We start from the raw sequence: 20,005 nt of genomic DNA on the forward strand, positions 1-20,005 counted from the left end.
CTCTATTCTTCCGGCATCCCGCTATCCCTCCTCACCCTACGAGAGTTGAGGGTGAGGACTCCCGCGAATACGTTGAAACAGTAGATCAAAAACCAAAGCCGTCCTTGAAGGACGGGGCTTGTGACCCAAATTTTTGGTCAAATGGACAAACTTTTTTTTTCATCGATTCAGAACGGGCCTCTGCCTCAGAATGTTGATGCTGAGGAGTCGATTCTAGGCGGTATAATGCTCGATCCTGGAGCGATGGGTCGGGTGGTTGACCAGCTAAAGCCTGAAGCCTTCTACATCAGCGCCCACCAAGAAATCTACCGAGCGGCATTGACTCTATACAACCAGGGAAAGCCAACAGATTTGATGAGTGTCACCACCTGGCTATATGACCATGGCTTATTGGATAAAGTGGGAGGTCAAAGTAAATTAGCACAGCTTGTCGATCGCACGGTGTCAGCGGTCAACATTGACCGATATGCGGCGTTGGTGATGGACAAACACCTGCGCCGTCAGTTAATCTTTGCAGGTTACGAAATCGCTCACCTCAGTTACGAGACATGGACAGAGTTAGCTACTATTTTAGAGAAGTCGGAGCAGAAGATTTTTAACTTGACGACTATTCAGTCAAGAACTCGCTATCAGCTAGAAGACGCACCCCAGATGAGCGCCCAGCTATTCGTCAATATCGAGACAGGAAAAAGGGCAGGTGAGGTCGTGGGGTGGTACGACCTTGAGGCATTAACGGGTGGGAAGCACCGCAAGACACTAACCGTGATTGGTGGTGCAACTTCGATGGGAAAGACTCAGGTGATGCTTTCTCTTTCCCACGCCATCATGACCAAGCTCAATCAGCCTGTTTTGTTCTTTTCCTGTGAGATGGACAAAGACTCCATTAACCAAAGGCTCCTGGCTCGTCTTTCAGGAATCGACAATAGCCGCCTATTTAGAGGTCCACTACCTGGAGGTATAAGAGAGGACGAGTGGAAATTCTTAGCACAGGCAATAAAGATATTTAGCGAGCTACCCTGGATGGTCTATGACGAACCTAATCCATCGATTACTACCATTCGCTCCATTGTCAAGCAGGCGATTTTAAGACAAGGGCAGCTAGGTGCAGTGTTTCTGGATTACGTGCAAATGCTCAATCTGGGGGGGACGGCTCAAAACCGAAACTTAGAACTGGGTCAGATTACGCGAGAGTTAAGAGCGATCGCAAAGGACTTTGATGTGGCGTTGTATCTTGGCTCTCAGATTAATCGGGATGTGGAAAAACGCCGCAACAAGCGTCCCACAAAGGCGGACTTGAGGGATTCTGGGGAGATTGCAGAAGCAGCAGATGCTGTGATTATGCTTTACCGCGATGCTTACTACAGCAAAAATCCTTACGACAAAACGATTGAGTTCATTGTTGATAAAAACCGGATTTACGGAAAGGTTGGCACAGCCAAGATGCTAGTCAACCTGGAAACCTCCAGGTTTTTGCCCATTGTTGGCAATCCGGTACACGAAGAAAACATGCGACACAAATACATTTGATTGACCCCGATAGATGCGAAATAAAGCATTTAATGAGATGCTTGATTAACTGCTTTATTAAATCCGATGGGAACCAAGATTAATCTTGAGAATATTCACCAGCTTAAGCTTGAAACGTTGCGACGTGAGATCAGTATCGGTATAGAGCAGCTTGAGAATGGTCAGTACACCGAACACGATGAGAAGTCTCTGGAAGCCTTTTGTGACGGAATTAAGGCAAGAGGACGGCAGAATAAAAAGTTCTACTAACTCAGCAACACGATCGCACAGGCGAGCATGATCCACAACCGCGATAGGGTGAAGAGTAACCGCGATCGCGTACATTGCACTTTGTCACCCCCATTTCCGCCCATTTTTGAGGAGTAACTGACCACCAGCGCTTTACTCCATCAATTTTCAGAAAAATTCAAACAGTAAAACCAAACCCTCAGACCATCGGTACTTTGAGGGTTATTCGTTGGGGTTAAGGGGTGCGATCGCGGGAGTTCACTTTCCAACGGTTGTTGTAGTTTCCGTTCTGTCCCCAACGCCTACTACTTCTTCTCAGGCTCAGGTTCTGGCAGTGTACGGATAAGCTCTCGCAGGATATCCGTCTTAGTCCTACCAGTCTTTTCTGCATAGGCATTTAGCCTATCCAGCTCTTGCTGAGGCAGGTTGAATGCCATTCTCTTTAGTTTGCTTGCCACTTTAATATGCCTATCGTATAATGATCAGGGAAACGATATGCACATAACAGGCACATGAAAAACAAAAGAGGCGCTTAACAGCGCTAAAACTGCTGCGTCTCCAGTGGATACCCCACTCAAGAAAAGGATTTCTTGAGAGTATCCATAGAAACACGCTGCCCGTTTAATCTGGGTCAGAAGCCCACCCATGCATAACCGAATGCATGAGGACTCGCCACGACCCCCAGACAAGGAATCAAACAGAACCTGGGAAAGCTTAAAAAAGCATTTGTCCAGGACAGATCCCCTATCCGGCTAGAACCCATTCTAAGCCCAAGGAAAGTAGACGCTTATCACCAAGCGTCCAACCCGTCATGCACATATTCCCCAAATGCCAGGGCTGACGCTGACGCCCCTCTCGAAAAGAGGCTTGATCTGGGTGTTACTCATGAGTGAGTCCCGATCGCGGGAGTTCACTTTCCAACGGTTGTTGTAGTTTCCGTTGTGTCCCCAACGCCTACTACTTCTTCTCAGGCTTAGACTCAGATTCTGGTTCTGGCAGAGACCTGATGAACTCTCGCAGAATATCTGTCTTAGTTCTGCCAGTGCGCTTACTATAAGCCTCTATCCGGTCTAACTCTATTTGAGGTAGCCGTATAGTTAGTTGTCGAGATGTCGTTGACATTGCTGTATAAAGCGTGTACTGTAAGTTTACTAACCATGTACAATTCGCATACAGCCTATGGAGCAGACTAAGAGCAAGTGAACAGCTCCCAAGTCGGCATGACTAATGTGGATACCCCACCCAAAAAAAGGGCTTCAAGAGAGTACCCATAGAAACACGCCGCCGATCCAATCCGGGTCAGAAGCCCACCCATGCATAACCGAATGCATAAGGACTTGCCACGACCCCCAGACAAGGAATCAAGCAGAACCTGGGAAAGCTTAAAAAAGCTTGTGTCCAGGACAGATCCCCTATCCGGCTAGAACCCATTCTAAGCCCAAGGAAAGTAGACGCTTATCACCAAACGTCTAACCCGTCATGCACATATTCCCAAAAAGCCAGGGCTGACGCTGACGCCCCTCTGGAAAAGAGGGCAGATTGGAAAGCCCATCATCGATCTGCATTGCCATGAATAATTGGACAAGAAAACACAACAAATTTAGCGTACAGAATCGACTCACCCCCACCGCCAGAGAATTATGGCAGTGGCTGCTCGATGAAATGCCCGAAGGCAGCAATGAAATTATCGACCTGCGTGATTTTAACAAATGGGTCAAACGAACACGCGGTTTCCCCCACGATCGCAAAACTGTCAAAAGTGCCGCCCAACAGCTATTGGACAAAGGCGTACTCACCCAAGCTAAAAGCTACACCGCCTACGTTTGGAAATGGAGGCTTGAACCGATTCGCGTCCTGATGCCCCCCCCTTTTCGCAAACCGCAGAAAAAATTGACTTTTCAGTCAGAGATTCCCAATTTATACGCCTCAAACCCGCAGTCAGTAACAGACGAGTACATAACAACAACAACGGATCTAGAAGATGCCGAATCTGGGGAGTTTGAGCAAAAGTTACAAGCTTGTCGGAAGGCGGGGATTTACTACTATCCAAAGGATGCCCAGTTTATGCATGGCTTTTCGTTACAAGAGGTTCTTAAGGCGATTATCTACTTTCTGTTTAACCGCGATGGGGTTCGCCACCCAGAGGGATGGTTTAAAGTCTGCCTCGAAGATAATTGGGCTGGGAAAGAACAAGAACGGCATCAACTCCGCGTTCTGTGGTCTACAGAGGGGTTGTTTGAGGCTATCCGCTATTGCAATCAAAAGATGGGGATGGCGTGACTGGTAGCTTCTAATTCCAATAACCAAAAAGTCCTAATCTTTGTCCTGCCATCCCTCAATAGTTGCCATCAAAATATTCAATAGAGGATGATTTATTGTCTCTTTAAACGCTTCTGTTCCACCTAGCTTGAGGGCATTGATAACTCGTGCTTTAAGTGTAAGATTTTTTTCTATTTGCTCGGCAGCTTCAGCCACAACTGCCATCTTTTCAGCAGTTGTTGTAGTTGGGTATGTTTTGGATAGTTGCTCCAAGAGCTGCTGGATCTCTGCTGCTGCCTCAGCTAGAGTTGGCTTTTGTTCAGGAGCATAGTTACGAATATGCTGGATACTTTTTTGATCACCTTTAACATCGACAGCAACATTGCCAATAGGGTTTTGATTTCCAGAACTGCCTATAGAACCTTGATTTTCAACACTGGCTACATTTCCGTGGAAGTGCATTTCTTTCTTATGAATTTCTTTTTCAGACATTTTTTCAATAATCTCTAATAACTTTGTATTATCTTGACGACAATTTTCTATTCTTTCTCGATAAATTTGTAATACTTTATCTATCCTTTTTCTTTTAAATTTAAAGCCTGATGCGGTGACTAAAATATTATCATTATTCCGCCATCGACTAAGTAAGCTACTTTTTACACTATTGAGGAGCCAACGAAGTCCTGTGTTGCATTTATCACACACATATATGGCTTCAAAGTATAACATATATTCACTGCTTTTAATAGTGTAATTTGCAAGTGATAATGATGTTCCACAAGCACAGTAAGATTTTTGGGCTATAGAGCTAGGTAATTCTTTGATAGTTTTTTCTTGAGTTTTACGATCACAGTAATTGCAAACAAAGCCCAGTCGAACTAAAAACTCTTTCTTGTTATCATCCCATTCAATAAAAACCTCGTCGCTGTTAATCGGAGCGCCACAAGTAGGACATACCTTAATCATTCGCTATCTAGCACCAGTCAATCAGCTTCATTATTGCCGCAGCATAGCTCAGTATTTCATCTACCGCCAAGCAGTCAGAGCGATCACTTGGCAGTACTTGACGAGCGAGAGATGCGAAATATAGCAGATCATTAAATTCCTTATTAAATCCGGTTGATTCAAGCTTTCTGACCAGGCAGCACAGGACATGAATCTTCAGGATTATCATTATTCCCAATGCTGCTCTGCCAGATTCATTCCTCTCCCACTACTCTCTTGTAGGTAGCTTCTGGGTTCTCCATTATCCTACAATCAATCTGTAAGTCAGTTATTTCTGCATTTGGATCGTTTACTTCCTTACTGATGCGCTCCCTAAGTAATTTCAGAACCTGTTGCAGGGCATCTTCTATAGACTCTGCTCTGGGTTTCCAGGCTTTTGAGCCTCCTACAAAGTTACCGTTGGGGCTGATCGCTGAGTAGTCAACCATCGCTCTGTACTTGTGTTCCACCTTGTCTATCTCCAGCTACTCTCTGATAATACTGATTTTGCGTTAAATCTAGTCATTCTGGATTTACTGTCAGTTCGGATTCACTCGGCTCTTGTATTTAAGACGCCCTGGGTTAGGCTGTGGTATCTTTGCAGAGCTTTCGATTTGGCTGGTCGGGGATGTGTCATCTTGCCTATTCGCTTCCTATGCCAGGTTCTCCATGTTTCTCTTCGTCGGTTGTATCAGTGGCTCAAAATTGGTAAGTGTTGTGATGCCTTTAGAAAGTACTATCGAGTTGATGGATGTTTCTGTATCTGGTTAGGAAGCCTATCTAAAGTTTGTCAAGCCCTGGGCTTAAGAAACTGGGGAGCCGTTGCTACAGTACCCCTGTTTGACATCCTGACACGCGCTGGCTTGAAAGCCGCCGCCGCAGGAATCCAAGCCCAGCAGCTACAACACAAATCTCACGTAGCAGCTAAATTAAGTCTGCCATCGAAAGAGCGAAAGTTTCACAGATTGTCTGAGGTTGACCAAATCTTGGGGTGGGGTAAGGAATCCTCCCAGAATCCGGTAGGGGGGCAAGTTCCTTTTCTGCTTCATGTTGGTCCGTCTAAGGCATTTGTGAGTAAGGGGTTTATCCCCTTTGGTGGATCGCAAGAGACGATCGCCGAATACCTGGGTGTATCATCCAGGACTGTCCGACGACATCTGATTGGGGTGGATAGGCGGCAAATTGTGCAAGCTAAAGCTGCCTATCGGAAGATTGAGCAAGCAATGCGCTGGGATGCCGATTTCTACCGCGCTGAGCCTTCTATTTGGGTTAAATGCGTTGAGAATGCCCCTTGGGGAACTTACGCTTTGCACGAACCGAATGGAGTGAGTTCAGCATCTCGCCCCGGTGGAACCGAAGTCACCAGCGATCGCTTTTTTGAGTACATGGATAAAACGTGGATTTATCGGTGTAATCTCTACGATTTGGACTACAACCTCAATTCCATGCAAAGAAGCCGTCGGAATTTCATAAGGGAAGCTAATCGATCGCAAACCAGCGAGCCTGGGGTGGGTTCTAGCCTTTTGTAAATAAGTTTTCCTTATGAAAGACAAGATAAGCCAAATGGTAGCACCGCCCCCCCGACCGGGATAAGTAGGACAAAACTCACACTTGATTTCTGGGGTTGAAGGGGGGGAAGGGAACCCTTTTGTCTCCTGTCCCCCTACACAATCAATATCGCTCCCAATACGGCTGAAACCCCCGCCGCTTAAGAATATCCACCTCCAACCGCTGAATCCGATTCGTCAACTGCGGATTCGGCGTTCCAGTCTCCGCCTCCTGTTCCTCATTCAGCGCCTGAAACTCCTCCAAAGCCGTAAACGGCTGATCCAACGCCACATTCAACTCCGCCAGCGTTTGACGCGCCGCCAGATAATTGGGATTAATCTCCAACACCCGCTCATAATAGGGCTTCGCCTCCAGATAAAGCTGCTGGGTAAAACGTACTCCACCCATCGCCATCAGCGCCCCAATATTATTCGGTTCCCGTGCCAAAATCGCTTGATACGCCTCACTCGCTAGTTCAAAATCCTCCAGCGCCAGGGCGAGTTCCCCCTTGACAAAATAGGCACTTAGGTTATCAGGATTACGGGCAATTAACTGCTCAATTTCAGCCTTTGCCAACTCCGGATCTTCCTCCGCAATTACCTGTAACCGCCGCAGTTGAACGGGTGTATTATCTGGATCAACCTGTAATAGCGCCTCATACAACGCTATCCGTTCCGCGTCTGGGGGTAAAACACCCACTAAACTAAATAACTCCGGTGGTAAATCTGTAGCAGGTTTCGTCGCCAACCATTCCTCAAGTACCGCCTCAGCTTCCGTTTGAGAAATCCGTTCCGTTTGATAAGCGATCGCACTCCGTCCCAACTTCACCAGTAAATCATTAGGATTACGGGCGATTAACTGATCATAAATCGCGATCGCGTCATCCGGACGCCCTTGAGCTAAACGAATTCCCGCTAACCCCCGCAGGGCGCTATTCACCACATCAGAATTCGGGTTCCGTTCAATCAGCGACTGATACCGCCGCGCACTCGCTTCTAAATTTCCTTCCCGGCGCTCAATCTCAGCCAACAACAGTTCTGGCGTAAAATCAGACGCCCCGGCTTCAGTAGCAGTATACGCCGCGATCGCGTCCCTGGCTTCCGCCAACTGATTCTCTTGAATCAACATCTGCGCCACCCGGAAATACAAAAACGGCTCATCCACACCCGCATTAATTAACTGCTGATAAACGGGTAATAACGCCGGATCTGGCGGATCTAAAGGAATCAACGCACTCGCCAACGCCCGTCGTTCAGCCGATTCAGACGGTAGCGGTTGCAGCAGGGAAAGCAGGCGCTGTCGTAACTCACTGCGAGAAATACGCCCCAATTGACTCTCTAACGCCAACTGTTTCACCACCAAACTCCGATTATTCGGTTGCTGCTGAACAAGCTGCTGGTAAAGATTCAACGCCGCCGCCCGTTGAGACGGTAACTCACTCAAGACATCCGCCGCTTCCTGAACCAATGCAAACGAAGGATTCTGAGTCTCAGACAGAACCTGACGATACAGCGCCACCCCTTGTTCATACAAATCCGTTCGGCGTTGGTTTCGCCCAATCGACGTCAGCGCCCGTGCTAACGGTAAAGCCGCATCCCCTTCACCCCGTAAGGGTTCCAACGTTGCCAAAGCTTCATTAATCTGTCCCGTCGCCGCATAAGCTTGGGCTAAATCGGCTCGCAATTGAGTCTCTTGTGGGGATTGTCGCAGTTGATTCGTAAGAATCTGCACCGCTTGAACCGCATTCCCCGTTTCCCGCAGCGCCAGGGCGTAAGCCCCCGCGACGTTACCCGGAATTTCTTCACCCGTGGCTTGATACCGATTAAATAATTCTAACCCTTGCTGATAATCGCCACTGTAGGTATAAATTTGAGCCGCCCCCAGAATCGTTTCTGGTGAAGGATTATTCGCCAACAGTAACTCATAATCCGTCAACGACTCAGCAAACCGCCCTTGATATCCCAACAGTAACGCCCGTTTTGACCGAGCTTGGGTATCATTAGGATTCTGGTTTAATAAGCCAGTTAATGCTTCAATTCCTCGTGCTTGCCATTCTTGGCGATAAACCCCCATCTCACCCACCGCTTCCAGGGCGGTTTGATTCGTAGGTTCTCGCTCCAGCACGTCATTATAGGCATTCCAGGCTTCCTGAATCCGCCCCCGGCGTTGATAAGCAATGGCTAATCCTAATTTGGCGTCTAAAGATTGGGGATTACTGCGTAACGCCCCCTCAAAGGCTTGAATCGCATCATCCACCCATCCCTTCTCCAAAAGCGAGTACCCCTGACGCACCCCTGCTGGAACCCCCTGGGCTTGAACAGCGGGTACAGCAAAATTGATTGGGGCGATGGGTAATCCCCCGGCTAATCCAACCATCAAGAAGCATGCTAAGACACGGAACCACCGGGACGAGTTTTGGTTTTGAGGAGAGGATAAAATTGGTGTTTCAGCTAAACCGCCAGGAGCCCCACGCTGTCCCGAAGGGCAGCGATGGGAAGAATGGCGGGAGAATTTGTGGGGCTTGCAGGCCCCCGAATTCTCCAATTCATGCTTGTTGCTCACAGATTCCTCCTCTTCTTTTCAAAGGTTTAACTTTACTTAAAGCCGCAGTCTTGTACTTGGTTTTACTGTTGGCGTCGGGCTTTAAACTAAGGCGAGTTCCCAAGTTCTGCATTCCAACAACTTCATAAGCTTTTCCCTCAAACAGAACCAAGTCTCGTTGCTTGTAGGGATATCGCTTTTTCTTGATGGCGCGGCGTCCAGGGCTAACCTTATGAGCGCGATACTGCCTTAAGTTCTCGCTGTTGAGTTTTATACTCCTTGTCCTACGCCCCGAAGATAACTCGCTTCCAGAACGGATTTCCCCATCTCTTGAATCGCGATATTTGGCATCATAGAACTGCTCTAATGACCGTTTGTTACAGCGAATCTGTTCAAGCATTAACGGCTTAACTACACGAGTTTGAGTTGTTCCACCAGCGATGATAAACGCATCGTTATAATGGGATTTTTCCATCTCTAACTCTCGGCGTTTCCCTTTGGTGATGTAACCAAAGGTGGACTCGTACCGCCCTTCTTCTGTTAACCGCCACCGCACCATTGTCATGAAGGTTTCACCTTTAAATGACTTGAGCTTTGGTTCCCATCCCAACAGAAACCCTTTCTTTTGGTGGTTTTTGGCAGTATGACACTTGGTACAGAGTGTTATCAGATTGGCGGGTCTATCTGTGCGGTCAGGGGGATTCTTCCAGAAACCCAAGTGATGAACTTGCAAGATTGGATGGTCTGCCTTGTTCTTACAGTTCGGGTTCTGGCACTTGTGTCCATCCCGATGCAGAATATATTCCCGCAGGTTGTCGAAACCGTATTGTTCCCCGTACTGGTATTGCTCCCCCTCAATTTTGGGGTTCTTGATTTTCTGGATGTCAAAGGCGGCGACTTCAATTGTCACGTTTTTAACAGGGAGAATACGGCATATCTTGTCAATGAGATGATGATGGGTATCTAGCTTGTGCTGGATACTTGGTGCCAACCAGCCTTCCTTCCTTTTTCGATTGGAAAAACGCGGCTTTCGATATCTGAGTCGATTCCTCCGAGTGCGACGATACTTACGCTTTTCAGTAACTCTTTCCGAGACACCCTTAAGCATTTTAAGTTCGCCACCGATGAGTTCTTCTTTCTCATTTACGGCGCTAAAGCCAATGTTTTCGTACCCTGCATCAATACCCAAATCGACTGGCTGAGTGTACCCGCTTGAACCGTAGACAAGTTGAATCGTGAAAGGGTCACGTCCAACTATCTTGGCTTTACCGCTTTTAAGCAGTAATCTGGCTTTTCTTGGGGTTGTGGGCATCAAGGGACACCCATGCTTGTTGATAACGTGGACTTTCATAAACCTAATAAACAGAGTTTCACCTTGCGGTGTGGTTTCCTTCGCCAAAGTTTTCACGAGGTTTGTCTGTTTTTACACTTTCCCTACCCAACAGGAATGTTTAATAAAAACCGCAGAGCGTGGAGCTAGGAAACGGGTTGCTAACCCTGTACTTCACGATGGATGGTATTCTCGGAAAACGTAGTATTCCTTGCATAACGGAACACTGAGGCTAATCAACAAGGCTCAAGAACTCTTCTCAAGCCCACGCCGTCCCGAAGAGCGGCGCTGGGTTGTTGACCTAACTTATTTTGTGCGTTCATGAGGGTCAACTGGTGAAAAACTTGGTGTGGAATCGTGGTTCATAGTAATAACGCACCCTCTTACGGATATAGCTGCAAATCTGTTTTAACCCGGAATCCAAAAATTGTCTCCGAGAAGCCTTCTCGTTCTTGCAGCGTCACCCCCGCCCGTAGATTCGGTGAAACTCGGATATCGTAGAATAACTCCCATACATCATTATCTTCCGAAAAACCGCGACCAAAAGCATAACCAAGTCCCAGGCGATCATCTTTAAGAAACAGATCTAAGAAATTAAGTCCGAAATTATACGTTTCGCTACTATCATCCAGCTCGCTATTTTCCAACCAACCATAACGGGCAAACAATCCTAACTTAATTTCTGGGATAAAATATTCCCCATTAATCCCAAAGGCATTTTCGCGATCGCCGTTTTGGGTACCCAAGACGCCATCCCGCCCTGTATCTTGGTCTGTGGTGTAGGTTGCCCGTATAATACCATTCCCCGCCCGGAAACCAATTTCTCCGGCAAACGCATCTAAACCAAAATCACCCAAATTCCGATTTGAGGAAAAGACAGCCGCTTTTGCTTCCACATTATCAGTAATATTCCAATTCAATAACCCCCCAATACGAGAGCCAACACCTGTAGACGCTAAGGCTGGATTGGTTTGAAACAGGGGGTGGAAGAAATGGGTTGTACTATCCTTAGCGAAACTATTGCGGTCAAAATAGGAGGTTAAATCCATTAACCCCGCAATTAAGCGCAGATTAGGATAACTGGGGAGAGAACCCGCAAAATATAGTTCACTCAGACTAAATCCATCGCCTTCCGTCCCGGCAAAATCATCCCCTGTCGCCAAATCGACAATAGCACCAAACAAGGCATTGGGTGATACTGGATAAATACCCCGCAACCGCAGCCGCGCCGAAGCATCTTCCTGCTGGAGATAAGCCCCTTGAAGATCCAGAGTAGGCGTTAATGCTTCATTTTCCAGGGGAGAATTCTCAGGAATTAAAGAACCATCGGGTTCATCGTCTGAGGATTGGGCGAGTAAGATGGATTCAACCGAGTGTTGAGCGGGTTCCATCACTGGCGGTTTTGGTACTAACGCCCTATTGTCTGCTATTGATTCCTCCGCGACTGTTAAGTCTCCAGGGATGTGGTAATCAAGGGAATGAATCAGGGGTGTAGGTTCTGGCAGTTTTGGAACAATCGCTTCAGGTACTAAACTGGATTCGTCTACCCCAGCGAATTCAGATGGCGGGTGATGTTCAATCTTCTCCTGTACCGTCGCGACTACGGGAGGTTTTGGGGTGATGGCTTCGACGACTGGATTGGGTGCATCGGTTTCTGTTATCGGTAATGGCAGATAATGTTCAACGGAGTTTTGCACCGCAGCTACCACCGGGGGTTTAGGGGCGATAGCCTCGGCTACTGAAGTAGGTTTATCTCCCTCCGCTATTGTCTGAGACGGTGGAAACTCAGAACCGGCTGAACTATTAAAGTCAAATAACTTGTGCTGCTGACTGCTAGACGTGATTTCTACAATCTCAGAATTATCTGAGGAGGCTGTTTGGTAAGCTTCTTCATTCGCCAGAGTGTCTATGGTATGGCTAGCTGGTTCTTCGGCAATCGCCTGCTCCCCTTGGGGAGTTGGTTGCTCGTTTAAATGAGCGATCGCGGGTGTCATTAAGAGGAGGGCAGCTATGGAAAATATAGATAGCGCTCCCGCAGAAGTTGATCCCATGAATAGCAGATAACTTAGCCAGATAGACTGCCGTAATCTCAGCGTAATTTGCTTATCAGTATTTCTATTTTTTTGAATTAGTTCTCTCATTAGCACCACAGTTGTTTCTAGGTGGAATTGAGGATTGAAACCGTCAATTATTTACTTTTTCTGACGTTTTAAAGAGTCTCCGGAAAATCTTTGCAATTGTAGATGATTGGTTAACTAGATTCACCGACGCCTAATAAAAATGAACAGTTCCGAAAACAAAAGATGAGATAACTATATCTAGATTACTGAATCAGTACGAGTTTTCATCTCTTGATTGTCATGGATTAACGCTTCAAGAGATTGAGTGCCAGTTCGTTTAAATTTAAAATCGTATTTTTAATTCATAACTATTCCTGGGCAATCATCCAGGAAATTAAGGGAAATAAAAATTAACCAAACTGACTGAACTATTCAGGCAGCCCCACAAGCGAAATCCATAGCCAGATACGACGTATGGTAGGCATTGAGGGACGTTTGCAAAAAACAGGTATAACCAATATCAGGTTTTGGAATAAGTCACCTGTTTCCAACTCCCCTGACAATCTGGAAAATTTGTGTTGGCTTATACTCAAGGTTACTTGCTGTTAATTTTCACAGTATCTCTACTGTTTTAACCTGAATTCATCAAGATGTCATGAAGAAAGATAGTCGCTAGGATAAAGAAAAGATGAAAGTTGATCAGGCGTTAAAATGGACTCATGGGATTCAAGCCTAAATTGACCGGGAAAGTGAGAGTTCAAGTTACCCGTCACCTCCGGTTTTCGCGCTCTCCGGATTGACTGACATCAACTCGAAGAAGGAGTTTAGGGAACCCTTGTCTGGAAATCCGTATTACAACCAACTCATTTTCGGAGTAAATTGGGTCTGTGTTTTTTAGAAGATTACCAACCAAAGGAATTTTTAATCCGAACAGAGGATTAGTTTTTCTTTTTCTACTGTTACTATTAAACAGTGGATGTTCGCAAGATGTATTAAAACTTGAGCAATTACCCAGCCTATTACCTAACGTCTCAACGGATGCGAGTTTTCAACTTCGTGTGTCTCCATCCCGGCAAGACGGGGTTTACACGGTAACGGGAATGACGAATCTACCGGATGAAAGTCCGATCGCGATCGCGGCGGTTCGCTACTTACACCCTGATGGTAATCTCCCGGCAAGTGAGGATTCAAAGCCAACCTATTCAATTTTGGCTTATCAAGATGTCGAGGTAAATAGTGGGCAATGGCAGGCTAACTTAAACCTGTGGGAGGTTGCACCCGATGGTAAGTATCAAGAGGTGTGGCAAATTGAGCAGTCGAAACTGGGACTCACCCTAGATCCAGATAAAGACGTGCTATTCATTGCCACCCTAGCGCCTACTGACTCCTTATGGACGATTCAACAGCAGTTAGAGAACCAGGGGATTAAAGTAGACAAGAGCCTGATTCGCAATACCCTAGATGGCGATCGCTATGTCCAAGCCAGTCAAGTGATGCCGATTCCTTTACCGACAGCATCCACCGCGCCACCACCGGAACGTCCACAGGATGTGAATGGCGGCTGGGGACCTCGGTATATTTTGTTACCCGAACCTCCGAATAAGAGGAAGTTAGAGGTGCTGGACGAGCGCCGCACAGATGCACCGTTAGCGCCAGGGGAGTTCATGCACTGAGTCAAGCTACAATAATTCTCGCCAAGACACCAGCGTATAGGGCGATCCGAATATACCTGGCTTTGGCAGTCGCACCATGTACTCCTTCTTCCAGTTTTTGCCGAGGTATTTAATCGGAACATCTTGGACAATACCAGCAGCGATCGCGTCTTTATACCATTGTTCAAACTCCTCATCTTCCCGCGTTTTCTCAGGTTCTGCACTTTGCCACCAGCGTTGGCGCAGACACTCGGTCAGCCAACCAGCAGGGCGGTCTATTTTCTGCCCTTTGGTTTCTTTGGCACGTTTGGTTTGGCGGTAGTAGGCGATCGCCTTTTTAACTTCTTCTAGGGTAAAGTTGCGAACGAGAGCTTTGAGCTGGACGTTGAGCCGGATGTTGGCGTCGTCAATAACATCGAGCTTTTGAGACTGTTCGGCAGCAGAAAATTCGCTTTCATCAGAATTAAGCGGTTCAGACTCGTCAATGTCTGCATTCTCCTCTGCGCGTTCAGGGGCGGGACTCACCATCGCGCCTTGGCTTTTTTCTTCTTCTTCTTTTTTAAAATTATTAAGGACAGCAGCAGGGTGTGGTGGGTGGGTGTCTGTTATTTCTTTAATTTCTCTATAAGGATCTACGGCGGAATCAGGTTTTGAGGACTCTGTTTTGGACATTTTTGAGTCAGACTTTGACAGTTTAGGATCAGAGTCTGACAATTTTGGCTCATCGGGGTGATATGCCACGACGCTCCAGCGCTGGATTGAGTAGTATTTTTTCACCTGACCGAGTAACCCTTGGTCAATGAGCTGGGTTAATGCCCGTCTGACATGGCGTTCAGAGTAGGGACGGCAGCGGGTTTGGGCTGTCCAGTCTTGAAAGTCTGAGAGTGAGAACTCTTGTTCTTTTCCGGCTGGGCGGCGGCGGAGCAACCATCGGTAAAGGAGTCGGGCGCAGGGGTTGATCAGGAATGAGATTTGGTCGTGCAGGTCAGTGATTCTGGCAAATACAGTAGTCATGGTTTTCTCGTTGTGGGGAATTGGAGAAAAGACCTAACCTCCCAACTTCCTTGCAAAGAAAGGGGGAGTCAGGCTCTCCTGGCTGAAGCTCCTCTCCCCATGTCGGGGAGGGGTTAAAGAAAGGACTTGCGCTCTCAAAGCCGAAACCCCTGCCATCCGGTAGGGGTTTTTGTTAGTGCGCTGATCGCTGATTCGTGTATGGATAGGACGGGTGAGGTGGTGTACCAGGGGTCGTCTCTATCGACTTGGATGGAATAGCGCCAGCCTGGTTTGAGGTTGTGTTGAGTGACCCAGTAGCTATCTGGGCTAAAGTATTCAATTCCTGTGATTAAGCCAGTCTGAATGCGTATTGTGTTGAGGAAGGCGTGTTTGGCTCGGATTCGTTGACCTAAGCTGAATTTGGGTACATTCCAATCGGTTGGAACGCCCAGACACTGGCGGTTTTGACGATTTTCTGACACCATTAAAATGGCTCCTTTCATGTTTGTGGCATGGGAGGTGAAGCGTCGCGGGTTGGTGGTCTAATACCAGCTCGTGGCGCGTTATTTCTTTATGGGGAGATTGTACCGCGATTTGGCGAAAAGTGCGATCGAGCGAGTTTTTGGAGGGAGCGAGTAAGGGATGTGCCGTAGTAGCACACCCCGCTCATATTACGTCCGGATAAGCTAAGACGCATTTTAATTGGGATTTTTGAAGCCCAGACTCCTTATAGCAAGGGTTTCGGGTCAAAAATTTAAATGCCGAACAGCTTAATTGCCCGGAATAAAACCTCGCCCAGTCGCGTTGCTGCAATCAACCGATTGCGATTTGCTGCCTCCGGTGTGTGCTGAGGCTCAGACTGACGGTGCAACCTCTCTAGCAGTTTGTTGGCATTTTCGAGCCCATTGGGTTGACTTGCTAGTTTGTCTAATAAGGTTGCAAGGTTTGTAGATTCCGCCTTGGAAGAGTTAAGATGGTGGAACATTTGAATTTATCCTTTTTCTAAGTTGTCGTGTTAGCGGTTTGCCGAAATTAGTGATCAGTAAAACCGCTGCAATAGCTGACTTAAACCGAAAAAAGAGCGCTGTTTGGAGTACCAGTCCAAGCGGCGTTTTTTCATGTCTGCATCAGTTCTCTCCAGAGTAACACCCCTACACATCAGTTGTGTAGTCGCGCACCAGCGTGCATATAGAAGTTACTCCATCTAAATACTAAGTAATCTAAAAATACTAAGTAATTAATAAGGAATAAGTAGTCGGACGAAAGAAAACGGTACTGTGTTAATTTTTGTAAATCGCCCTCAAACTCTTACTGTTCCCTGTTCCCTGTTCCCTAATCTCAACCGTTAACTTTAATTGTGTCCACCTACTTACATATATATATGCACCTCTAATAGTTTGTAGTGGCGTGGCAAGCTTAAAATAGGCATCTGGTGGGTTACGGCGGGAGCCTAACCCACCCTACATCATTATTGAATCGTCGGTGCGGCTAAAATTTGGTTGTCTTTCTGATGATTGCTGTCAACCTTTCGACTGGCTAAGTTGAGCTGCTACAATTCCCATTGACGCTCCGTACCAAAAATGGTACAATCAACAAGGAATGACCGAAAAAAGAGTTCCTGCAAGGTTTTATAGAAACGAAGCTGGTAATGAACCAGTTCGTGATTGGTTAAAAAACCTGGGGAAAAATGAACGTTATTTGATTGGCACCGATATCAAAACCGTTGAGTACGGCTGGCCCATCGGTATGCCAACTTGTAAACCACTAGGGAAAGGATTATTTGAAGTTCGCACTAATTTACCTGATGGAATCGCTCGTGTCATCTTCTGCTTTTACGAAGACCAATTAATTTTGCTTCATGGATTTATTAAGAAAACGCAGAAAACGCCCAAGACAGACTTAGACCTAGCTTTATCTCGGAAGCGAGACTTAGAAGAAAAAGAATGACTACCAATCCTTATATCGGTTCTTCACTTGACGATCTCCTCGAAGAAGACGGAATACTTGACGAGGTAGAAGCAATTGCACTTAAGCGGGTTCTCGCTTGGCAAGTTTCTCAGGCAATGCAAGAAAAAGGACTCACTAAAACAGAAATGGCTCAACAGATGCACACAAGTCGTGCATCTCTCGACAGATTCCTCGATCAAGAAAATACCTCTGTAACGCTCAACACTATGGTGAATGCCGCTAAAGCTGTTGGTAAACGGTTGCGTATTGAATTGGTGGCAGATGATGATAGCAATCCAACTTTAAGCAGATTAGAAGAAACACAAAAAACCAGGGGAGTTGCGCTCATTCGTTAATCCACGAGTAAACTCTGCCAAAGCGGGCGATCACATTAGAAATGGGATGCTGAAGCTATCAAAAATTGGGGAAATGCCTATTATTCTGCATCGCCCTGTTCCAGATGGTTTCACACTTAAAACTTGCACCATCGTCAAAAAGGCTGACGGCTGGAACTGTGGCATCTCAATCGAAGATGCCACAGTTCCAGAACTTCTCCCTCTGGCAGAAGTTAAAGCAGTGGTTGGTATTGATGTTGGACTCAAGGATTTTCTCACGACTTCGGATGGGGAAACCATACCGATTCAGCAAACTTATCGCAAAACTCAAGCACATTTAGCCCGTCAACAACGCAAGCTTGCCAGAAAACAAAAGGGGTCGAAGCTTCATGAGAAACAAAAAAACAAAATAGCTATAATTCATCAGCGCATTGGTCGCAAAAGGCAAGACTTTCACTACAACACAGCTCACAAACTGGTCAAACAATTTGATTTGATTGCAGTGGAAGACTTGAATATCAACGGGCTTGCTCGAACACGATTGAGCAAGCTCAATCTTAGCCAAGTAGCTCTTTCCGCTTCCTCAGTTCCTCCAACTATTAAATAATCTGACCAAAATATATCGAAAAAAATCAGCCTTTTTTAATCTCACACAAAAAAAGACAAGCTGAATTTACCAAAACTTTAAGCTCCCAGTACGGTAAAGGGGATTCAGCATCTGAAGTATGTAAATAGACACCTCATCACTCATTCTGGGGGAAGCTGGGCGTATGAATTTCAAAACCTTATTAATTTTCGCCACAATATTAGCCGCTATCGGATTACCCCTTGCCCTTTATCTCGCACCAGAGGAAACAATTAGCTCACCCATTCACAAACAACTTGAAAAAGTAAAAAATTCTATTCAACCGCTAAAAGCCAAAAAAGTCAGCGTCGAACAAATTCTGAAAACCAAACGCTGTCCGGGGTGTAACCTCACAGAAATCGATCTGAGTGGACTAGATTTGAGCGGCGCTGATTTTAGAAATACCGACCTCTCCCGTGCCAACCTAACGAATACCCAATTCAAAGATGCCAAAATGAGTGGTGCTCGTCTAAATGAAGCCCAACTGAAAAATGCCGACCTAGACGGAGTTGACCTTCACGACAGTGAATTGAAAAATGCCGACCTGACTGACGCGAACCTCTTCAATATCAGATTAGACAACGCTGACTTAAGTAATGCGACACTGCACCGGGTTGAGCTTCGAGATGCTGACCTAATTGGCGCCACGCTCAAGAATGCCGACCTGAGTCATGCCAGTCTGTACGGAACACGACTGACAGAAGCTAACCTCACAGGTACGAATCTGAGCAATACCAACATGCGCTACGCGAACTTGCTCAATGCCACGATGGCAGGCGCTAATCTCCAGGGGGCTGACTTGCAACTGGCAGTCATGCCGGACGGAACCACTGTCTACGGTACAACTCAGTACTGACCAACCTGGGGAATTAATTACGGCAACCAGTAAATCAGTAATTACTGCATTACTGCATTACTGCATTACTGCATTACTGCATTACTGCATTACTGCATTACTGATTTACTTAACTTAGCCCAAAAAATAGTTCACCCGCAATCCGCAAACACCATGTTATTATTGATTACGCTGTGATAACAGCACCCAGCTAGATCTAGCGCATCTAGTAACCTCAATAATGCCAGACATTCAGCAAACAACAAATGCAAGAAAGAGACGACTATCTCAGATTTCGGTTACCTGAGGCACTCAAAGAACGATTTAAACTGTATTGCTACCTCAAAGGCATCACCATGTCAGATACAGTCAGGGAGATGATTGAGGAAGTACTCAAAAACGAGGATTTAGAAAAACTTCTACAGGAAAAACTCTTACAGGAAAAACAGCGGGAATCTGACCTAGGAGAATGATTCTACCGACATTCCATCATCAGAGCCACCTAGCGTAATAAGTCCAGCTTATCGATTCCTTCAGAAACACTAATCCTCATTTACCTTTACAAAGCTTAATAATTCACCTATGATTATTTACATAGGAGCTCGGCTCTGAAATCAAAAGCAATTATCCGAACCATGACAACCACATTACAACGTCGCGAATCCGCATCCTTGTGGGATCGGTTCTGCGAGTGGGTCACCTCCACCGAAAACCGCCTGTATATCGGCTGGTTTGGTGTACTGATGATCCCTACTCTCTTAACCGCCACCACCTGCTTCATCATCGCCTTCATCGCCGCTCCCCCTGTGGACATCGATGGAATCCGTGAGCCTGTTGCTGGAAGCTTACTGTACGGTAACAACATCATCTCTGGTGCTGTTGTACCTTCCTCCAACGCCATCGGCTTGCACTTCTATCCCATCTGGGAAGCTGCTTCCTTAGATGAGTGGCTCTACAACGGTGGTCCTTACCAGTTGGTAGCCTTCCACTTCCTCATTGGCATCTTCTGCTACATGGGTCGTGAGTGGGAACTTTCCTACCGCTTAGGTATGCGTCCTTGGATCTGCGTAGCTTACAGCGCACCTGTAGCTGCTGCTACCGCCGTGTTCCTCATCTACCCCATCGGTCAAGGTTCTTTCTC

Annotated in this window: 19 protein-coding genes and 1 pseudogene; 10 read left to right on the plus strand and 10 right to left on the minus strand. The window is 46.5% G+C overall.

The window, feature by feature from the left end:
• The first annotated feature begins 141 nt into the window (after positions 1 to 141).
• A complete protein-coding gene (gene dnaB, locus ACLGGO_RS30165; protein ID WP_446334279.1) occupies positions 142 to 1,527 on the plus strand; it encodes a replicative DNA helicase in 1,386 nt (461 codons plus the stop codon).
• A 57-nt stretch (positions 1,528 to 1,584) separates the two neighbouring features.
• On the opposite strand, the gene ACLGGO_RS30170 is transcribed toward dnaB, so the two are convergent.
• Positions 1,585 to 1,851, minus strand: coding sequence for a hypothetical protein (locus ACLGGO_RS30170; protein ID WP_446422059.1), 267 nt, complete (start codon positions 1,849 to 1,851; stop codon positions 1,585 to 1,587).
• Positions 1,852 to 2,060: 209 nt separating this feature from the next.
• Entirely contained in the window at positions 2,061 to 2,192 is a 132-nt protein-coding gene (locus ACLGGO_RS30175; protein WP_446395967.1) for a ribbon-helix-helix protein, CopG family, read from the minus strand.
• A gap of 1,132 nt (positions 2,193 to 3,324) precedes the next feature.
• On the opposite strand from ACLGGO_RS30175, the gene ACLGGO_RS30180 reads away from it, so the two are divergent.
• On the plus strand, positions 3,325 to 4,035 hold the full coding sequence (locus tag ACLGGO_RS30180) for a hypothetical protein (protein ID WP_446422060.1): 711 nt from the start codon (positions 3,325 to 3,327) through the stop codon (positions 4,033 to 4,035).
• 33 nt (positions 4,036 to 4,068) lie between these two features.
• Here the strand turns inward: ACLGGO_RS30180 and ACLGGO_RS30185 are convergent, their stop codons facing one another.
• Both ACLGGO_RS30185 and ACLGGO_RS30190 read right to left on the minus strand, forming a co-directional pair.
• Entirely contained in the window at positions 4,069 to 4,980 is a 912-nt protein-coding gene (locus ACLGGO_RS30185) for a hypothetical protein (protein WP_446422061.1), read from the minus strand.
• Positions 4,981 to 5,213: 233 nt separating this feature from the next.
• Entirely contained in the window at positions 5,214 to 5,447 is a 234-nt protein-coding gene (locus ACLGGO_RS30190; protein ID WP_446350401.1) for a hypothetical protein, read from the minus strand.
• Between the two features lie 189 nt (positions 5,448 to 5,636).
• Here ACLGGO_RS30190 and ACLGGO_RS30195 point away from each other — a divergent pair, with 189 nt between their 5' ends.
• Positions 5,637 to 6,527: a hypothetical protein gene (locus ACLGGO_RS30195; protein ID WP_446422062.1), complete on the plus strand. Its 891-nt coding sequence runs from the start codon at positions 5,637 to 5,639 to the stop codon at positions 6,525 to 6,527.
• 142 nt (positions 6,528 to 6,669) lie between these two features.
• Here ACLGGO_RS30195 and ACLGGO_RS30200 read toward each other — a convergent pair whose 3' ends face one another.
• The 3 genes from ACLGGO_RS30200 to ACLGGO_RS30210 form a co-directional block, all read right to left on the minus strand.
• On the minus strand, positions 6,670 to 8,922 hold the full coding sequence (locus ACLGGO_RS30200; RefSeq protein ID WP_446422063.1) for a tetratricopeptide repeat protein: 2,253 nt from the start codon (positions 8,920 to 8,922) through the stop codon (positions 6,670 to 6,672).
• 169 nt (positions 8,923 to 9,091) lie between these two features.
• Positions 9,092 to 10,495, minus strand: coding sequence for an RNA-guided endonuclease IscB (gene iscB, locus ACLGGO_RS30205; protein WP_446422064.1), 1,404 nt, complete (start codon positions 10,493 to 10,495; stop codon positions 9,092 to 9,094).
• Between the two features lie 305 nt (positions 10,496 to 10,800).
• Positions 10,801 to 12,468: a hypothetical protein gene (locus tag ACLGGO_RS30210; protein WP_446422065.1), complete on the minus strand. Its 1,668-nt coding sequence runs from the start codon at positions 12,466 to 12,468 to the stop codon at positions 10,801 to 10,803.
• Positions 12,469 to 13,535: 1,067 nt separating this feature from the next.
• Between ACLGGO_RS30210 and ACLGGO_RS30215 the strand changes: the two genes are divergently transcribed.
• Positions 13,536 to 14,150, plus strand: coding sequence for a hypothetical protein (locus ACLGGO_RS30215; protein ID WP_446422066.1), 615 nt, complete (start codon positions 13,536 to 13,538; stop codon positions 14,148 to 14,150).
• Between the two features lie 6 nt (positions 14,151 to 14,156).
• Here the strand turns inward: ACLGGO_RS30215 and ACLGGO_RS30220 are convergent, their stop codons facing one another.
• The 3 genes from ACLGGO_RS30220 to ACLGGO_RS30230 all read right to left on the minus strand — a co-directional run bounded on the left by ACLGGO_RS30220 (position 14,157) and on the right by ACLGGO_RS30230 (position 16,107).
• Positions 14,157 to 15,143: a hypothetical protein gene (locus tag ACLGGO_RS30220; RefSeq protein WP_446422067.1), complete on the minus strand. Its 987-nt coding sequence runs from the start codon at positions 15,141 to 15,143 to the stop codon at positions 14,157 to 14,159.
• A gap of 134 nt (positions 15,144 to 15,277) precedes the next feature.
• Positions 15,278 to 15,625, minus strand: coding sequence for a hypothetical protein (locus ACLGGO_RS30225; protein WP_446422068.1), 348 nt, complete (start codon positions 15,623 to 15,625; stop codon positions 15,278 to 15,280).
• A gap of 251 nt (positions 15,626 to 15,876) precedes the next feature.
• Positions 15,877 to 16,107 (minus strand): hypothetical protein, encoded by a 231-nt coding sequence (locus ACLGGO_RS30230; protein ID WP_446422069.1) that lies wholly within the window; start codon positions 16,105 to 16,107, stop codon positions 15,877 to 15,879.
• Positions 16,108 to 16,721: 614 nt separating this feature from the next.
• On the opposite strand from ACLGGO_RS30230, the gene ACLGGO_RS30235 reads away from it, so the two are divergent.
• The 6 genes and pseudogenes from ACLGGO_RS30235 to ACLGGO_RS30260 form a co-directional block, all read left to right on the plus strand.
• On the plus strand, positions 16,722 to 17,069 hold the full coding sequence (locus ACLGGO_RS30235) for a type II toxin-antitoxin system RelE/ParE family toxin (RefSeq protein ID WP_446422070.1): 348 nt from the start codon (positions 16,722 to 16,724) through the stop codon (positions 17,067 to 17,069).
• Complete coding sequence (locus ACLGGO_RS30240) at positions 17,066 to 17,425, plus strand: XRE family transcriptional regulator (protein ID WP_446422071.1); 360 nt, start codon at positions 17,066 to 17,068, stop codon at positions 17,423 to 17,425. Before ACLGGO_RS30235 ends, ACLGGO_RS30240 begins: the two co-directional genes overlap by 4 nt.
• A 46-nt stretch (positions 17,426 to 17,471) precedes the next feature.
• The gene (locus tag ACLGGO_RS30245) at positions 17,472 to 18,011 is read left to right on the plus strand and encodes an RNA-guided endonuclease InsQ/TnpB family protein (protein WP_446422072.1); all 540 of its coding nucleotides are present in this window, start codon (positions 17,472 to 17,474) and stop codon (positions 18,009 to 18,011) included.
• Positions 18,012 to 18,174: 163 nt separating this feature from the next.
• Entirely contained in the window at positions 18,175 to 18,885 is a 711-nt protein-coding gene (locus ACLGGO_RS30250) for a pentapeptide repeat-containing protein (RefSeq protein ID WP_446422073.1), read from the plus strand.
• Positions 18,886 to 19,130: 245 nt separating this feature from the next.
• Positions 19,131 to 19,337 carry a hypothetical protein gene (locus ACLGGO_RS30255; protein WP_446334305.1) on the plus strand — a complete coding sequence of 69 codons (207 nt, stop codon included), beginning with the start codon at positions 19,131 to 19,133 and terminating at the stop codon, positions 19,335 to 19,337.
• 162 nt (positions 19,338 to 19,499) lie between these two features.
• Positions 19,500 to 20,005 (plus strand): annotated as a pseudogene (locus tag ACLGGO_RS30260) (photosystem II q(b) protein); the annotation flags it as partial.

The sequence above is a fragment of the Coleofasciculus sp. genome, from assembly GCF_046565525.1.
Classification (GTDB): Bacteria; Cyanobacteriota; Cyanobacteriia; order Cyanobacteriales; family Coleofasciculaceae; genus Coleofasciculus.

What these genes read in the sequence shown, in the direction of transcription:
- dnaB (WP_446334279.1), top strand. Translation starts at nt 142, where the DNA reads ATGGACAAACTTTTTTTTTCATCGATTCAGAACGGGCCTCTGCCTCAG.
- ACLGGO_RS30170 (WP_446422059.1), bottom strand. Translation starts at nt 1,851, where the DNA reads ATGTACGCGATCGCGGTTACTCTTCACCCTATCGCGGTTGTGGATCAT.
- ACLGGO_RS30175 (WP_446395967.1), bottom strand. Translation starts at nt 2,192, where the DNA reads ATGGCATTCAACCTGCCTCAGCAAGAGCTGGATAGGCTAAATGCCTAT.
- ACLGGO_RS30180 (WP_446422060.1), top strand. Translation starts at nt 3,325, where the DNA reads ATGAATAATTGGACAAGAAAACACAACAAATTTAGCGTACAGAATCGA.
- ACLGGO_RS30185 (WP_446422061.1), bottom strand. Translation starts at nt 4,980, where the DNA reads ATGATTAAGGTATGTCCTACTTGTGGCGCTCCGATTAACAGCGACGAG.
- ACLGGO_RS30190 (WP_446350401.1), bottom strand. Translation starts at nt 5,447, where the DNA reads ATGGTTGACTACTCAGCGATCAGCCCCAACGGTAACTTTGTAGGAGGC.
- ACLGGO_RS30200 (WP_446422063.1), bottom strand. Translation starts at nt 8,922, where the DNA reads ATGGTTGGATTAGCCGGGGGATTACCCATCGCCCCAATCAATTTTGCT.
- ACLGGO_RS30210 (WP_446422065.1), bottom strand. Translation starts at nt 12,468, where the DNA reads ATGGGATCAACTTCTGCGGGAGCGCTATCTATATTTTCCATAGCTGCC.
- ACLGGO_RS30220 (WP_446422067.1), bottom strand. Translation starts at nt 15,143, where the DNA reads ATGACTACTGTATTTGCCAGAATCACTGACCTGCACGACCAAATCTCA.
- ACLGGO_RS30225 (WP_446422068.1), bottom strand. Translation starts at nt 15,625, where the DNA reads ATGAAAGGAGCCATTTTAATGGTGTCAGAAAATCGTCAAAACCGCCAG.
- ACLGGO_RS30230 (WP_446422069.1), bottom strand. Translation starts at nt 16,107, where the DNA reads ATGTTCCACCATCTTAACTCTTCCAAGGCGGAATCTACAAACCTTGCA.
- ACLGGO_RS30235 (WP_446422070.1), top strand. Translation starts at nt 16,722, where the DNA reads ATGACCGAAAAAAGAGTTCCTGCAAGGTTTTATAGAAACGAAGCTGGT.
- ACLGGO_RS30240 (WP_446422071.1), top strand. Translation starts at nt 17,066, where the DNA reads ATGACTACCAATCCTTATATCGGTTCTTCACTTGACGATCTCCTCGAA.
- ACLGGO_RS30245 (WP_446422072.1), top strand. Translation starts at nt 17,472, where the DNA reads ATGCTGAAGCTATCAAAAATTGGGGAAATGCCTATTATTCTGCATCGC.
- ACLGGO_RS30250 (WP_446422073.1), top strand. Translation starts at nt 18,175, where the DNA reads ATGAATTTCAAAACCTTATTAATTTTCGCCACAATATTAGCCGCTATC.
- ACLGGO_RS30255 (WP_446334305.1), top strand. Translation starts at nt 19,131, where the DNA reads ATGCAAGAAAGAGACGACTATCTCAGATTTCGGTTACCTGAGGCACTC.